This is a genomic window from Stappia sp. ICDLI1TA098 (assembly GCF_054880955.1).
Genome location: NZ_JBTZBT010000001.1, coordinates 1,101,961 through 1,116,365 on the forward strand (window position 1 = coordinate 1,101,961; position 14,405 = coordinate 1,116,365).

At 67.6% G+C, this 14,405-nt stretch carries 14 protein-coding genes; 8 read left to right on the top strand and 6 right to left on the bottom strand.

Going from position 1 to position 14,405, the window contains the following annotated elements:
- Window positions 1-14: 14 nt before the first annotated feature.
- Window positions 15-1,376 carry a glutamate--tRNA ligase gene (locus ACSLUQ_RS05000; RefSeq protein WP_461807854.1) on the top strand — a complete coding sequence of 454 codons (1,362 nt, stop codon included), beginning with the start codon at window positions 15-17 and terminating at the stop codon, window positions 1,374-1,376.
- Here ACSLUQ_RS05000 and ACSLUQ_RS05005 read toward each other — a convergent pair.
- Window positions 1,339-2,625 (bottom strand): DUF2865 domain-containing protein, encoded by a 1,287-nt coding sequence (locus tag ACSLUQ_RS05005; protein WP_461807855.1) that lies wholly within the window; start codon window positions 2,623-2,625, stop codon window positions 1,339-1,341. The genes ACSLUQ_RS05000 and ACSLUQ_RS05005 overlap by 38 nt on opposite strands.
- 369 nt (window positions 2,626-2,994) lie before the next feature.
- Between ACSLUQ_RS05005 and ACSLUQ_RS05010 the strand changes: the two genes are divergently transcribed.
- Together ACSLUQ_RS05010 and ACSLUQ_RS05015 are read left to right on the top strand one after the other, a co-directional pair.
- Window positions 2,995-3,339, top strand: a complete 345-nt coding sequence (locus ACSLUQ_RS05010; protein ID WP_461807856.1) for a hypothetical protein — start codon at window positions 2,995-2,997, stop codon at window positions 3,337-3,339.
- Between the two features lie 65 nt (window positions 3,340-3,404).
- Window positions 3,405-3,938, top strand: coding sequence for a CreA family protein (locus ACSLUQ_RS05015; RefSeq protein WP_417774086.1), 534 nt, complete (start codon window positions 3,405-3,407; stop codon window positions 3,936-3,938).
- Window positions 3,939-3,951: 13 nt separating this feature from the next.
- On the opposite strand, the gene ACSLUQ_RS05020 is transcribed toward ACSLUQ_RS05015, so the two are convergent.
- Complete coding sequence (locus tag ACSLUQ_RS05020) at window positions 3,952-4,278, bottom strand: ArsR/SmtB family transcription factor (RefSeq protein WP_417774087.1); 327 nt, start codon at window positions 4,276-4,278, stop codon at window positions 3,952-3,954.
- A 169-nt stretch (window positions 4,279-4,447) separates the two neighbouring features.
- Window positions 4,448-4,699 carry a hypothetical protein gene (locus tag ACSLUQ_RS05025; RefSeq protein ID WP_461807857.1) on the bottom strand — a complete coding sequence of 84 codons (252 nt, stop codon included), beginning with the start codon at window positions 4,697-4,699 and terminating at the stop codon, window positions 4,448-4,450.
- 340 nt (window positions 4,700-5,039) lie between these two features.
- Between ACSLUQ_RS05025 and ACSLUQ_RS05030 the strand changes: the two genes are divergently transcribed.
- Window positions 5,040-5,852, top strand: a complete 813-nt coding sequence (locus ACSLUQ_RS05030) for a class II aldolase/adducin family protein (protein WP_417774089.1) — start codon at window positions 5,040-5,042, stop codon at window positions 5,850-5,852.
- Between the two features lie 82 nt (window positions 5,853-5,934).
- Here ACSLUQ_RS05030 and ACSLUQ_RS05035 read toward each other — a convergent pair whose 3' ends face one another.
- A complete protein-coding gene (locus ACSLUQ_RS05035) occupies window positions 5,935-7,653 on the bottom strand; it encodes a L,D-transpeptidase family protein (RefSeq protein ID WP_461807858.1) in 1,719 nt (572 codons plus the stop codon).
- 300 nt (window positions 7,654-7,953) lie between these two features.
- On the opposite strand from ACSLUQ_RS05035, the gene cysS reads away from it, so the two are divergent.
- From cysS to rarD, 4 genes are all read left to right on the top strand, one after another.
- Window positions 7,954-9,399, top strand: coding sequence for a cysteine--tRNA ligase (cysS, locus tag ACSLUQ_RS05040; protein ID WP_461807859.1), 1,446 nt, complete (start codon window positions 7,954-7,956; stop codon window positions 9,397-9,399).
- Window positions 9,396-9,896 carry a GFA family protein gene (locus ACSLUQ_RS05045; protein WP_417774092.1) on the top strand — a complete coding sequence of 167 codons (501 nt, stop codon included), beginning with the start codon at window positions 9,396-9,398 and terminating at the stop codon, window positions 9,894-9,896. Before cysS ends, ACSLUQ_RS05045 begins: the two co-directional genes overlap by 4 nt.
- 193 nt (window positions 9,897-10,089) lie before the next feature.
- The gene (cimA, locus tag ACSLUQ_RS05050; protein WP_417774093.1) at window positions 10,090-11,685 is read left to right on the top strand and encodes a citramalate synthase; all 1,596 of its coding nucleotides are present in this window, start codon (window positions 10,090-10,092) and stop codon (window positions 11,683-11,685) included.
- A 33-nt stretch (window positions 11,686-11,718) separates the two neighbouring features.
- Window positions 11,719-12,642: an EamA family transporter RarD gene (gene rarD, locus ACSLUQ_RS05055; protein ID WP_417774094.1), complete on the top strand. Its 924-nt coding sequence runs from the start codon at window positions 11,719-11,721 to the stop codon at window positions 12,640-12,642.
- A gap of 53 nt (window positions 12,643-12,695) precedes the next feature.
- Here the strand turns inward: rarD and pssA are convergent, their stop codons facing one another.
- Both pssA and ACSLUQ_RS05065 read right to left on the bottom strand, forming a co-directional pair.
- Window positions 12,696-13,586 (bottom strand): CDP-diacylglycerol--serine O-phosphatidyltransferase, encoded by an 891-nt coding sequence (gene pssA, locus ACSLUQ_RS05060; protein WP_417774095.1) that lies wholly within the window; start codon window positions 13,584-13,586, stop codon window positions 12,696-12,698.
- 10 nt (window positions 13,587-13,596) lie between these two features.
- The gene (locus tag ACSLUQ_RS05065; protein ID WP_417774096.1) at window positions 13,597-14,298 is read right to left on the bottom strand and encodes a phosphatidylserine decarboxylase; all 702 of its coding nucleotides are present in this window, start codon (window positions 14,296-14,298) and stop codon (window positions 13,597-13,599) included.
- Window positions 14,299-14,405 lie beyond the last annotated feature (107 nt).

The window sequence follows — 14,405 nt, forward strand, 5'->3', positions numbered from 1 at the left end:
TCTAGGAAGAGCCCATGACCGTCACCGTTCGATTTGCCCCGTCGCCCACCGGCTTTCTCCATATCGGCAACGCCCGGCCGGCGCTGATGAACTGGCTCTTCGCCCTGCGCGAGGGCGGGCGCTTCATCCTGCGCTACGACGATACCGACAGGGAGCGTTCGACGCAGGCGTTTGCCGACGCCATCGCCGGCGATCTCGACTGGCTCGGCATCCGCCCGCACGAGAGCTTCCGCCAGTCGGAACGGATCGCGCTCTATGACGCGGCGGCGGCGAGGCTGAAGGCGGCGGGCCTGCTCTATGCCTGCTACGAGACGGCGGACGAACTGGAGCGCCGCCGCGCCCGCGCCCGCGCGCTCGGCCGGCCGCCGGTCTACGACCGCGCCGGGCTGAAGCTCACCGACGCGGACAGGGCGAAGCTCGAGGCCGAAGGACGGGTCGCGCACTGGCGCTTCCTGCTGCCGAACTTCGAGACCGACCCTTTTGAGACCCGCCGCACGGAAGTCTCCTGGGACGACCTGTGCCGGGGCGCGCAGAGCGTCGATCTCGCCTCGCTGTCCGATCCGGTGCTGATCCGCGAGGACGGCACCTATCTCTACACGTTGCCCTCCATCGTCGATGACATCGCCGCTGGCGTCAGCCATGTCATTCGCGGCGAGGATCACGTCGCCAACACCGCCGTGCAGATTGCGATCTTCCAGGCGCTGGAGGCGACACCGCCGGTGTTTGCCCATCACAACCTGCTGACCACGGTCTCCGGCGAGGGGCTCTCCAAGCGCAAGGGTGCGCTGTCGCTGCGCTCGCTCAAGGAGGAGGGCGTCGAGCCGATGGCGGTCGCCTCGCTGGCGGTGCTGACCGGCACGAGCCACGCCATCGAGCCGGCGGAGAGCCTCGCGGCGCTGGCCGGCATGATCGAGCTTGCCGATGTCTCGCGGTCCTCCGCCAAGTTCGACCCCTCCGACTTGCGCCCGCTCAACGCCCGGCTGGTGCACGCGCTCGCCTTCGACGCGGTGGCCGAGCGGCTCGCGGAGCTGGGCGTAGGCGGCGGTGCGGCGTTCTGGCTGGCGGTTCGGGAGAATTGCGAGATCGTCGCGGATGCCGCGCGCTGGTGGAAGGCCGTCGACGCGCCGGCACGGGTGACACCCGATGCGGGGGATGCGGACTATCTGGCTCTTGCCGCGCGGACGCTGCCGCAAGAGCCCTGGGACGAAACGACCTGGGGGACGTGGACCGCCGCGCTCAAGGCCGAAAGCGGGCGCAAGGGCAAGGCGCTGTTCCTGCCGCTGCGCAAGGCGCTGACCGGTGAGGACCACGGACCGGACATGAAGTGGCTGCTGCCGCTCATTGGGCGATGTAATAGCGTGGCCCGACTATCCTGACAGCGCGGTCCTGAGCGTCGGAGGCGGTCTGGGAAACAGCTGTCTGGGGAACATTGGCCGGCTGCGGCGCGGGCAGATCGATTTCCGCTTCCGGTTCGGACCGCGTTCGCCCGAGCACCGGCAGAACGGCAGGGCGCGCCAGCGCCGCATAGCCCAATTCGATGTTCATCCGCGTGTCGGGGTCGGCACCGTCGGGAACCTGCGCGGACACGCGGTCCAGCCCGGGCGCGGAAAGCGCGGAGCGCATGCTGTCGAGGCCGAAGCCGGCAGAGCCTTCGCCCTGCCTCAGGCTGTCCAGCGCCAGATCGTCGCCGCTGCTGGTGAGGCTGGCCAGCGACTGCCGGCCGTTGCCGGCCGACCTGCATCCGCAATCCGAGACATAGGTGGTGCGGAAGCGGTTGGCGTTGGGCAGGTCGGCGTAGGGCATGCCGTCGAGCGCGACGAGGTTTTCCGCCGTTTCTCCCGGATTTCGATGCACGAAGAGCTGGGTGTCGGCACCGGGGCAGCGGGCGCGGCAGATCGCCGAATCCCGCCCGAAACCTTGCTCGCCAGTGGCGAAACTGACCGGGAAATAGAAGCCGTCGCAGATGCGCACGCACACCGTGCGATAGGTGGTGCCGTCGCCGCCGCGCGTCGTCAGCGGCACAGACATGTGGTCTCCGCCGCCGGAATGCTCGATGCGGACCCGCGACCGGACCGCCGGTTGGTCTCCGGAGGACACGGCGACCGGCTGACCGCGCTCGCGGCTGGAAATGCCGAGAAAGGCCAGCAACCCGCCGCCGTCGCCGGACCGGCGCGCGGAGGTTGTTGCTGCCGGTCGCTCGTTGCAGCCGTTCCGCCTCATGTCGCGCGCCACGCGCTTGCGTCGCGCGGCGGTTCCGGTGTCGGCATGCCGGTCGCGCTGGCGCTCGATGGCGCGCAGGTTCGAACGCATGCGCTTGATCTTGGTGGCAAGGGACGCGCAGGAGGCGGAGCTGCCGGAGGCACAGCCGAGCAGGCGGGCGTCGCGTTCGGCGAGCGACAGCGCCGAGGACTGCTCGCGCGCGGCCTTCTGCCACTTGCGGTACTGGGGGGATTGGCCGGAAGCTGCCGAAAGGCGCGCCAGGTCGGCCGACAGGGTGGCGCAACTGGCGGCAAGCGCGGGCAAGGGGGCGAGAGACAGCGCGGCCACGACCAGACCCGCCGCGACAAGCCCGCTGCCGCGGGCCGCCGTGCTCCGGTCGGCCGAATTCGCTCGCCTGCTCGCCATAACTGGTCGCATTCCCCGGTTGCGGTCTCTTCGTCGCGCTGTGCACGTGCCCAATTGGCGATGCGGTGCGCGCCGGAAACCGGCTGGCTCGGATGGAGACCGGCGCCGAAAGGCAAATGGTGGCACCGCGACGCGGGCGGTTGTTTTGCCCTGCGCGCGGTGCCCCGGCTCCTGTCCTGTGCCGCGACTATGACGCCGGCGCGCTCGGGAACACAAGGAAACCCTCCAATTTTAGTAAATCGCGACCTAACGCAGGGTTCGGCGGCTGCGGCGCCGGGCCGCCTTGCGCGGTGTCTTCGGGCGTGGCACTGATGGCGCCGCGCCGGCCCCTGCCGGCAGCCCTCTCGTTCGCCGGAGCCAACGTCCCGCATGACCAGCCAGCCCGCCCAGTCCAGGCCGCAAAGCGGCGCGCTCATTCTCACCGTGCTCAGCCACGTGATGGTGCTGCCGGTGGCCAGTGCCTTCCTGCCCGCGTACATCTCTCATCGCGGCTGGTCGAGTGAAACATCCGTGCTGGTCATGGTCGGCGTCTATGCCGCACTGGTGCTGGTGTTGCACGGGTTGGCCTGGCGCTCGGCGCGGCGCAACGGCGAGCGCCGGCTGGCCATCGGGATCCTTGCACTCATGGTGCTCAGCTTCGCCTCGATCGCGCTGCTGGCGACGCCGTCGCCGCTGGTCGCGATCATTCATGTGGTCGGTTTGCTGTTCTTCTGAGCGAGGCGGTTTTCCGGGGGCGGGCGCGTCCCCATATGGAAAGCGACAGCAAGGAGATCTCCCGGATGAAACGTCAATTGCGTCTTGCCGCCGCCGCCGCGTTCCTCGCGGTGGCCAGTGTCGCGGCCGTCGGCCTCGTGCAGCCCGCCGCCGCCCAGGACGAGCCGGACCTGATTTTCAAGAAGTCGACGGTCTGGAAACTGCTCACCCCGGACCACAAGCTGGCCACCTATGCGATCGATGACCCGCTGGTGGAGGGCGTTGCCTGCCATTTCACCGTTCCCGAAAAGGGCGGTGTTTCGGGCTGGCTGGGCGTTGCCGAGGAGGTTTCCGACATCTCGCTCGCCTGCCGGCAGGTCGGGCCGGTGAGCTTCAAGGGCAAGTTCGAGCAGGGCGACGAGATGTTCCGCCAGCGCCGCTCGTTCATGTTCAAGAAGATGCGGATCGTGCGCGGATGCGATGCGAAGCGCAACGTGCTCGTCTATCTGGTCTATTCAGACAAGATCATCGAGGGCAGCCCGAAGAATTCCACCTCGACGGTGCCGATCATGCCCTGGGGCGGCTCGGATGCGCCGCGCTGCGCGGATTGGCTCGACTGACGGGCGACGGCGGTTATTCCGCCGCCGCTTCCGCGGGAGCGCTCTCGTCCGTCGGGCAGAAGTGCTTTTGCAGCAGCGACAGAACGTCCTGGGCCATCTCGCTTTCGAGCGTGTAGTAGATGGTGGTTCCGTCGCGCCGCGTGCGGACCAGCCCCTGGGCGCGGAGCAGGGCGAGCTGCTGCGATACGGTCGGCATGCGCATGCCGGTGAGTTCGGCGAGCTGGCCGACGCTGGTCTCGCCGCCGGCCATGTGGCACAGCAGCATCAGCCGCGGACCCGAGGCCAGCATCTTGAGAAATCCCGCCGCCTCCTCCGCCTTCTCCTGAAGCGCGTTGATCATGAAAATCCTTCCTGAACACACGAAACCGCCCCAGGGGCCCCGTCCGGTTCCCTGATGCGTTCGTGTGTCGTCCGACCCCTTACCCGGATCTCGATCCGGGTGCCCCGCCGCCCCTGCGAAGCGGCAATAAGTGGACATTAGATTGCAAGCATTCTTGGTATGCAAGATATCAGCGAATGCTAAAAGATGAAACGCTCTGATTTAATGTGAACGGTGTGTCAGCAGGGCAGGTGGCCGAGGCGCAGCCGCCAATCACGGAGGCGTGGCGATCGCCGGACTGCCGGTCCGCTCCGGCAAGGACAAAGGCGGCGACGGGGGCCAGCAGCAGGGCGCACAGCACGGTTGCTCCGAGCATGGGGCCGATGAGCGCCCGCAGGGACGTGGTGCGCGGTGCGGTCGGGGTGGCGAAAGAACGGGTCATGGCACTGGTCTCCGGTACGCAGGAGGCTTCGAACATGACCGGATGATGCCAGGGCGGGCCTGAACCCGTCCTGAGAGGGGTCTTTATCTGCCGTTCAGAAACGTGAAGGCGGTCGCAAGCGCCCACCCTTGCGATAGGCCAGAGGATCGGCCCACCGCCTGCGGCGCCGCCCGCAAGACCGCCTTCGGCACCTCTGACATGGCACAAATACGCATTTCTTCATTTTGCAGTGCAGCAATCATATTGGACCCGGCCTGTGAATTCTCGCAGGGTTGCCCGGTTGGACCAGGTGCGCGGCGTTCAGGCAAGGCACGCGGCGCCGTCAACCGCGGAGAGGGTCATGCTTGAAACTGTCGAGAAGACATCCGTCTACCAGCCCGAGCAGAAGGGGCTCGCGTTCCCGACCGAGCGTGAATTCGCCAGCGTCGAGGACGAGCGGCGGCACCGGAAGGAACGGCTGGTGATTGCCTGTCGGGCCTTCGCGCGCGAGGGCTATGACTACGGGTTCGCCGGCCATCTCACGGTTCGCGATCCAGAGCGACCGGAGCTGTTCTGGACCAACCCGATGGCGGTCCATTTCCAGGACGTTCGCGTCTCCAGTCTCGCGCTGGTCGACCATTCCGGCTGTGTCGTGGAAGGCAGCCATGCGGTCAATCGGGCCGGGTTCGTCCTGCATGCGAATGTGCACAAGGCGCATCCCGACATCGTGTCCATGTGCCACGCCCACACGGAAGCCGGCACCGCCTTTGCGTCATTGGGGCGCAGCCTGCGACCTCTGACGCAGGATTCCTGCGCCTTCTTTGAGGACCATGTGGTGATCACGGAGGAGGCCGGCGCCGCGGCGCTCGAAGACAAGGCCGGAGTGAATGTGGCGCAGGCCTTTCGCGGGGTGAAGGCGGCGATCCACGCAAATCACGGTTTGCTGACGGCCAGCCGGCATTCCGTCGATGCAGCGGCCTTCTGGTTCATCGCGATGGAGCGGTGCTGCAGGCAGGAGCTTCTGGTCGACGCGACCGGCAGGGAGCCGGTTCTGGTGAGCCAGGAGCGGGCGCGCTACAGCCGCAAGCATGTCGGGTCGGACTATATCGGCTGGCTGCATTTCCAGCCGATCGCCGAGCATTTGTTGCGCAGCCAGCCGGACATGCTCGACTGAGCCTTGCTGCCTGGCCGGAGCGGATGGGGCGCGGCAGCGCAGGCGAGACGGGCGCGACAGCCAAGGCGCGCCCGTCCGTTTTTCAAAGAGGGGTCCGGCGGCGTGCCTCGATCGCCTTGGCCAGCACCGTGTCGCGGCCGTAGACGTCGCGGCGGAAGTTCACCGATCCGTCCTTGTTCACCCAGGCGGTGAGATAGGTGAGATGCACCGGAACCGGCGTCTTCAGCTTGATCACCCGGCGGTCGCCGGTGTCGCGTGCCTGAAGCAGCTTCGCCTTGTTCCAGCCGTCGGGACCGAGGAGGACGGCGCCCAGGTCAAACGGGTTCTCGGTGCGGATGCAGCCGTGGCTGAAGGAGCGTTGGGCCTGTGAGAACAGCGCCTTGGACGGCGTGTCGTGAATGTAGATGTTGAACTTGTTCGGGAACATGAACTTGATGCGCCCGAGCGCGTTGGAACTGCCGGGATCCTGGCGCAGCGTGAAGGGAAACTTGCCCGTCCCGTAGCTGCTCCAGGAGACCGACCAGGGGTCGACCTCGCGGTTGCCGGAAAAGATCCGGATGCCCTTGCCGGCGAGCGCGCCGGGGTTCTTGCGCAACTGCGGCAGGTATTCCTTCGTGGCGATGGAGTAGGGCACCGTCCAGTACGGGTTCACCTCCGCGTAGGTGATCTTGTCGGAGAACACCGGCGTGGCGTGATAGGGCTTGCCGACCACGACGCGGGCGGTGTGGATCGTCTTGTCGTCGTCCACGACCTTGAGCGTCTGGTCGGCCAGGTTGACGAAGACGTAGCGGGCGCCGAGATCGTCGGGCATCCAGCGCCGGCGCTCCATGTTCAGCTCCATCTGGGCGACCCGCTCGGCGATCGGCACGTTGATCTCGGCCAGCGTGTTCTTGCCGATCACGCCGTCGACATCGAGGCCGTGACGTTCCTGGAAGAGCTTCACCGCCTCGACCAGCGTGCCGTCGTAGACGTCGCCCGTGTGGCTCGCGGGCGCGAGGAGGTCTTCCTCGACAAGGCGGGCGCGCAAGGCCTCGAGGCGCGGATCGGTCATGCCGGGCTTCAGCGTCTGGCCGCCCGGCACGACGGTGAACCCGCCGGCGGCCGCCTTCGCCCGCCAGACGGCGAGGGACTGCTTCAGGCGGGCGTAGTTGGGCGTGTTGGGCGACAGGCTGTCGAGCGCGAGGCCGAAGTCCTCGCCGCTGTCGATGAAGTCGAGCAGCACGGAGGGGTCTGGCGCCTTGGGGAAGATGTTGAGCGACTTGTTGACCTCGTTCGGCTTCACCCGGCCCGAGGTCAGGTGGTTGGCATAGGTGACGAACGTATCGGAGAGCGTCACCTCCAGCCTGGCGAGGTCGTCGTCGGAGGCGGCGGCCGAAGCCAGACGCGCGAGGCCGTCGGCATCGTACTCGCGTGGGTCAAGCGCATCGTCGGCGGAGGAGGCAAAGGCGGCGATCAGCCGCTGGCCGTTCGGGTTGAGACCTTCCGCGCTGACCCAGAGCGGCTGGAACACGCGGGCCCGGTAGAAGCCCGCGACGCCGAGATCGGCCTCCTCGCCCGAGCCGGCGCTGTAGGCGGCGTCGAGCATCGGCGCTGGGGCGGTGGCGAGATAGCGCTCGATCGCGCGCGACAGCGGGTCGGCCGGGCGCACCTCGTCGGGCGTGACCACCGGGGCGGCGACGGCTCCGCCCGCCGGCGCCTGTCCGACCGCCGGCGTCTGCGCAAGGGCGAGGCCCGGTGCGATGGCAAGAAAAAGAGCCGTCGCCACGGTGGGCACGAGGAAGCGGGAAGGGGCGGGAATCATTGGCAACTCCTCCGAAGAAATCTGCTGCGCATATTACACAGCCCAATGCGCGCCGACGAGGCGTATCGTATGTCACGAAAGCGCCGTTTTGGCTCGAAAAGAGCCGATTTGCATACTTGACCGAGCCGTGCAAACCGGTCAGAACGAAAGCATGAAGAAGGCCATGCGGACCCAGATTTCGATCCTCATTATTTGCAGCTAGCGACAAAGCTGGCTGTGGCCGTTCCCCTCATGCTCGATGCTCCTCCGCCCAGGAGGTGAGACGGACGCCCAGGCCAGCCGGCCAGGAGGCGACCAGACATGACGTCGAAGCATCAGTTGAAGCTCACCAACACGCTGTCCCGCACGAAAGAGGATTTCGTGCCGGAGGATCCGTCGAACGTGCGGATGTATGTGTGCGGACCGACGGTCTATGACTACGCCCATATCGGCAATGCCCGGCCCGTGGTGGTGTTCGACACGCTCTACCGGCTGCTGCGCCATCTCTTCGGTGCCGACCATGTCACCTATGCGCGCAACATCACCGACGTCGACGACAAGATCAACGCGCGCGCGGCCGCGGAGGGCGTGACGATCCGTGATCTCACCGAGCGCACCGCCGCGCAGTATCACGCCGACATGGCCGCGCTCGGCGCGCTGTCGCCGGACGTGGAGCCGCGCGCGACCGAGCACATCGAGGACATGAAGGCGATGATCGAGCGCCTGGTCGCCACGGGACATGCCTATGTGGCGGAGGGACATGTGCTCTTCGACGTCGGCTCGATGGAAGACTACGGCCGGCTGTCCGGCCGCTCTCTCGACGACATGCGCGCCGGTGCCCGCGTCGAGGTCGCCCCCTACAAGAAGGGGGCGATGGACTTCGTGCTGTGGAAGCCCTCGAAGGAAGGCGAGCCCGGCTGGCCGAGCCCCTGCGGGATCGCGGAGCCCGGCCGCCCCGGCTGGCACATCGAGTGTTCCGCCATGGCCGCGCGCCACCTCGGCGAGACCTTCGACATCCACGGCGGCGGCATCGACCTGGTGTTCCCGCACCACGAGAACGAGGTTGCCCAGTCGCGTTGCAGCCACGGCTCGCAGGTGATGGCGCGCTACTGGCTGCACAACGGCTTCCTGCAGGTGGAAGGCGAGAAGATGTCGAAGTCGCTCGGCAACTTCATCACCGTCCATGAGTTGCTCGAAACCGACAAGGTCGGCGGCCGGCGCTGGGCGGGCGCAGCCATCCGCCTGGTGCTCACCATGAGCCATTACCGTCAGCCGCTGGACTTCACCGAGAAGGCGCTGGAGGAGGCGACTGCCCTGCTCACGCGCTGGGCGGGGACGCTGGACAAATGCGGCCTCGACGGCGCGCCCGGCGAGGCGGCGGCCGCGCTTCCCGATGATCTGATCGAGGCGCTTTGCGACGATATCAACACGCCGCGCGCGCTGGCCGTGCTGCACCGGCTTGCCCGCGAGGCGCGTGGCGGCGACGTTGACGCCGGCCGCGGGCTGGCGGCATCACTGGCTTTTCTCGGGCTGGATCTCTCGGGCGTGCGCGCCGCCGCCGAGGAGGCGCGCGAGGTCGCGGCCGATCCGGCGCTCGCCGCCCGCGTCGACGGGCTGATCGCCGAGCGCAAGGCGGCCCGCGAGGCCAAGGACTGGGGCGAGGCCGATCGCATCCGCGACCTGCTCGCCGCCGAGGGCGTCGTGCTCAAGGACACGCGGGACAAGGCGACCGGCGAAGTCGAGACAAGCTGGGAGGTGGCGCAGTGAGCGCGAGCGAAAACGGATCGCATTCGGGCGGGTGCCAGTGCGGCGCCGTACGCTTCCGGGTGCGCGGCGCGCTGGGACGGGCCTCGGTCTGCCATTGCCGCATGTGCCAGAAGGCGGTGGGCGGGTTCTTCGCGCCGCTTGTCAACCTGAGGCGCGACCAGCTCACCTGGACGCGCGGGGAGCGGGCGATCTATCACTCTTCCAATCACGTCTCGCGCGGCTTTTGCGCCGCCTGCGGCACGCCGTTGAGCTACGAGGAGCCGGGCGAGATGATGGCCCTGTCCATCGGGGCCTTCGACCGGCCGCAGGATATTGCGCCGACGGTGCAGTACGGCATCGAGGCGAAGCTTGGCTTCGTCGATGACCTCGCCGGCCTGCCCGCGCGCACGACGCTCGACGATCTGGCGGAGGCGCCGTTCCTCAGCGACATCCACTCCAACCAGCATCCCGACCACGACACGCAGAGCTGGCCGCCGGCCGACCGACCGACTGACTAACCCGCAACCGACTGCCTCGCGCGACCGGAAACGCAAGAAGACGCAAGATCATCCGCACGCGGGACATTTCACGCCGCCACAGGCCTTCACCAGCAGGCTGCGGCACGTGGACTGTCCGGCAGATCACTGACATGCCGACCGAAAAACCGCCCGCAAGGGAGCGGGCCGGCCGCACCACCCCAGGACACGCATCATGACCCGCGAACGCCTCACCCTGTTCGACACCACCCTGCGCGACGGGGCGCAGACGGCCGGCATCGACTTTTCGGTGGAGGAGAAGATCGCCGTCGCCGACCTGCTGGAGCGGCTCGGTGTCGACTATGTCGAGGGCGGCTATCCGGGCGCCAATCCGACCGACAGCGCCTTCTTCTCCGAAAAGCGCACCCGGCGCGCCACCTTCACCGCCTTCGGCATGACCAAGCGGGCAGGGCGCTCTGCGGCCAACGACCCGGGACTGGCGGCGCTGCTCGCGTCCTCCGCCGATGCGATCTGTCTCGTCGCCAAGAGCTGGGACTACCATGTGCGCGTCGCGCTCGGGTGCACCAACGAGGAAAATCTGGAGAGCATCCGCGAGAGTGTCGAGGCGGTGTGCGCCAGCGGCCGCGAGGCGATGATCGACTGCGAACATTTCTTCGATGGCTACAAGGCCAATCCGGATTATGCGCTGGCCTGCGCGCGCACCGCCTATGAGGCCGGCGCGCGCTGGGTGGTGCTGTGCGACACCAACGGCGGCACGCTGCCGGGCGAGGTGGCGTTGATCGTGCGCGCGGTGAGTGATCATGTTCCCGGCGACCGGCTGGGCATCCATGCGCATGACGACACCGGCCACGCGGTCGCCAATTCTCTTGCCGCGATCGAGGCGGGCGTGCGCCAGGTTCAGGGCACGCTCAACGGCATCGGCGAGCGCTGCGGCAACGCCAATCTCGTCACGCTGATCCCGACGCTGATCCTCAAGGAGCCCTATCGCTCGCGCTTCGAACTGACGCCTGACGAGGCCTCGCTCGCCGACATCACGCCGATCTCGCGCGCCTTCGACGAGATCATCAACCGTTCGCCGGACCGGCACGCGCCCTATGTCGGCGCGAATGCCTTTGCCACCAAGGCCGGCATCCACGCCTCGGCGCTGCTCAAGGAACCTGAGACCTACGAGCACATCCCGCCGGAGACGGTGGGCAACCGACGCCGGGTGCTGGTCTCCGACCAGGCCGGAAAGTCCAATCTGATCGGCGAGTTGAAGCGGCTCGGCATCGCCGTCGAGAAGAGTGATCCGCGCCTCGACGGGTTGCTCAGCGACGTGAAGGAACGCGAGGCGCTGGGGTATGCCTATGAGGCGGCCGATGCCTCGTTCGAGCTGCTTGCCCGCCGCCGGTTGGGAGAGGTTCCCTCCTTCTTCGACGTGCAGTCGTTCCGCGTGATGGTGGAGCGGCGGTTCAACGCCATCGGCGAACTTGTCACCGTCTCCGAGGCGGTGGTGAAGGTCGACATCGACGGCGAAACGCGCATGTCGGTTGCCGAGGGCAACGGCCCTGTCAACGCGCTCGACAACGCGCTGCGCAAGGATCTCGGACGCTATCAGTCGGTGATCGACGAGATGGAGCTGTCCGACTTCAAGGTGCGTATCCTCAACGGCGGCACGGACGCGGTGACGCGCGTCCTGATTGAGAGCCAGAATCTTCGCACGCACAAGCGCTGGTTCACGATCGGCGTTTCGGGCAATATCGTCGATGCGTCGTTCCAGGCGCTGATCGATTCCCACACTTATACGCTCCTCAAGGCCGGCTGCCGCTAGGCAGGGCCCGTGCCGGGGCATCGGACGGACAACATGTCAAACGTAACGGCGCGCGCGGCGGACGACGCGGAGCGGCGCCTCGGGCTCGCGCTCGGCCTTTCCGCCTTCCTTCTCTGGGGCTTCCTGCCGGCCTACTACAAGTTCACCGCGTCGGTTCCCGCCGACGTGGTGGTGGCGCATCGCATCGTCTGGTCGGTGGTGTCGCTCGGTATTTTCCTCGGCCTGCGCGGCCGGCTCGGCGAGGTCGGCGCGATCCTGCGCGACCCGGCGACGGCGGGAAAGCTGGCGCTGTCGGCGACCGCGATCTCGGTCAACTGGCTCGTCTTCATCTTCGCCGTGGAACAGGGCAAGATCCTGGAAATCAGCTTCGGCTATTTCGCCAATCCGCTGGTCTCCGTCGCCATCGGCCTCATTGTTCTCAAGGAACAGCTCTCGCGCGCCCAGTGGGTGGCCATCGCCATCGCCACCTTTGCCGTCGGCGTGCAGGCGGTGGCGATCGGCAACGTGCCCTGGGTGTCGCTGGCGCTGGCCGTCTCCTTCGCGGTCTACGGCTATCTTCGCAAGACGGTCGCCGTCGGCGCGTCGCCCGGGCTGATGGTCGAGGCGATCCTGCTGTCGCCCTTCGCCATTGCCTATCTGGTCTTCATGGGCGTGGGGGAGGGAATGGACGTGACCTTCCTCGGCGATCCGGGGCTGCTGCTGCTGCTTGTCGGCACCGGCGCGGTCACGGCCGTTCCGCTGGCGCTTTTCGCCGCCGGCGCGCGCCGCCTGCCGCTCACCGTGGTCGGCCTGCTCCAGTACATTGCCCCGACGATCCAGCTTTTCCTGGCGCTTTACATCTACGGCGAGACGATCAGCGCGATCCGGCTCGCGACCTTCGGGCTCATCTGGGTGTCGCTGGCGATCTTCACCGTCGACGCGCTGAACCGGGGCCGCAAGGCGCGCCGGGCGCGGTAGAAGACCGCGTTGCTGGGCCCGGCTGCCGCGCAGGCATTCGCCCCGAGCGCGGTTCAGCCGGCGTCGCTCTTGTCCGGGTCGCCGAGGTGATCAAGGTCGGTGTCGGTTTCGGCCGCCTCGTCCTCGCTCTCCTCGGCTCCGATGGCGCCGGAGGCATAGCGGGCGTGCCAGTGCCAGGCGGCCGGGATGGAGATGAGATAGCCGGTGGTGCCGATCGCCAGCATCTCGAACGGGTAGCTGACGAGAAGGGCGACCACCAGGACGGCGGCGACGAAGAGCGGCAGCACCAGATCGCGGCGCACCCGCGAGCCGAGCTTCTTGCCGGAGAAGGTCGGCAGGCGGCTGACCATCAGCAGCGCGATGGCGACCACATAGAGCGCGATGACGGGCGCAAGCTCCGGCCAGTGCGGCAGAATGCCGACGAACTCCAGGTAGACAGGGAAGAGCACGACCAGCGCACCGGCCGGGGCGGGAACGCCGGTGAAGAAATGCACCGCCCAGGCGGGCTTGTCCGGATCGTCGATGGAGACGTTGAAGCGGGCAAGGCGAAGGGCGGCGGAAATGGCGAAGACCAGCGCCGCGATCCAGCCGATGGATCGCACCTCCTGGAGTATCCAGGAATAGAGGATGAGCGCCGGGGCAACGCCGAAATTGACGAAATCGGCGAGCGAGTCGAGCTCGGCGCCGAATTTCGACGTGCCCTTGAGAAGGCGCGCGACGCGGCCGTCGAGCGCATCGAGGACGGCGGCGATGACGATGGCGCCGATGGCGAAGTCCCAGCGCGACTCAAGCGCCATGCGGATGGCGGTGAGGCCGGAGCAGAGCGCCAGCAGGGTCACCAGATTGGGCAGGATCAGGCGCAGTGGCACCCTGCGAAAACGGGGCGCACGGCCGCGGCGGCGGCGTGTGGGGCCTGGGTCGTAGGGGGCGAAGGGTGCCGACATGGGATCCGTTTCAGCTTACGCGCGTGAGCAGGAGCGGATCGCCGGCGCCGGTGAGGTCGGCGACGACGGACTCGCCGGCGATCATGGTCTGGCCGATGGCGACCTTCACCGAGGCGCCCTCGGGCAGGTAGACGTCGAGGCGCGAGCCGAAACGGATCAGGCCGAAGCGCTCGCCGGCGCCGACGTTCTCGCCCTCGTTGACGAAGCAGACGATCCGGCGCGCCACCAGACCGGCGATCTGGACGACGCCGATGCGTGTCTCGCCGCTCTCGATCACCAGGCCGTTGCGCTCGTTCTCGGCGCTGGCCTTGTCGGATTCGGCGTTGAGGAACTTGCCGGCGCGATAGGCGATGCGCACGACCCGGCCGCCGATGGGCGCGCGGTTCACGTGGCAGTTGAACACGTTCATGAAGATGCACACGCGCATCATCGGCTGGCTGCCGAGGTCGAGCTCGGCCGGGGGAACCGCCTGTCCGATCTGGCAGACGGTGCCGTCGGCGGGCGAGACCACGAGGTCGTCGTCGATGGGCGTGACGCGGGCGGGGTCGCGGAAGAAGTAGCAGACCCAGGCCGTCAGGATGAGGCCGATCCAGAACAGCGGCTGGGCGAACCAGCCGAGAACCAGCGTCGCCGCACCGGCGATGGCGACGAAGGGCCAGCCCTCGCGGTGAATGGGTACGATCGTCTTGGCGATGGTATCGGTCAGCGACATGGAGGTCCGTCCGTCTGGCAAGGCCGCAGCGCGATTGCGCCCGCAGCGCGGAATTTCAGCCCCTTGTGCACCGGACCGCACGTCAAAATCAATCCGTATGGTGATGT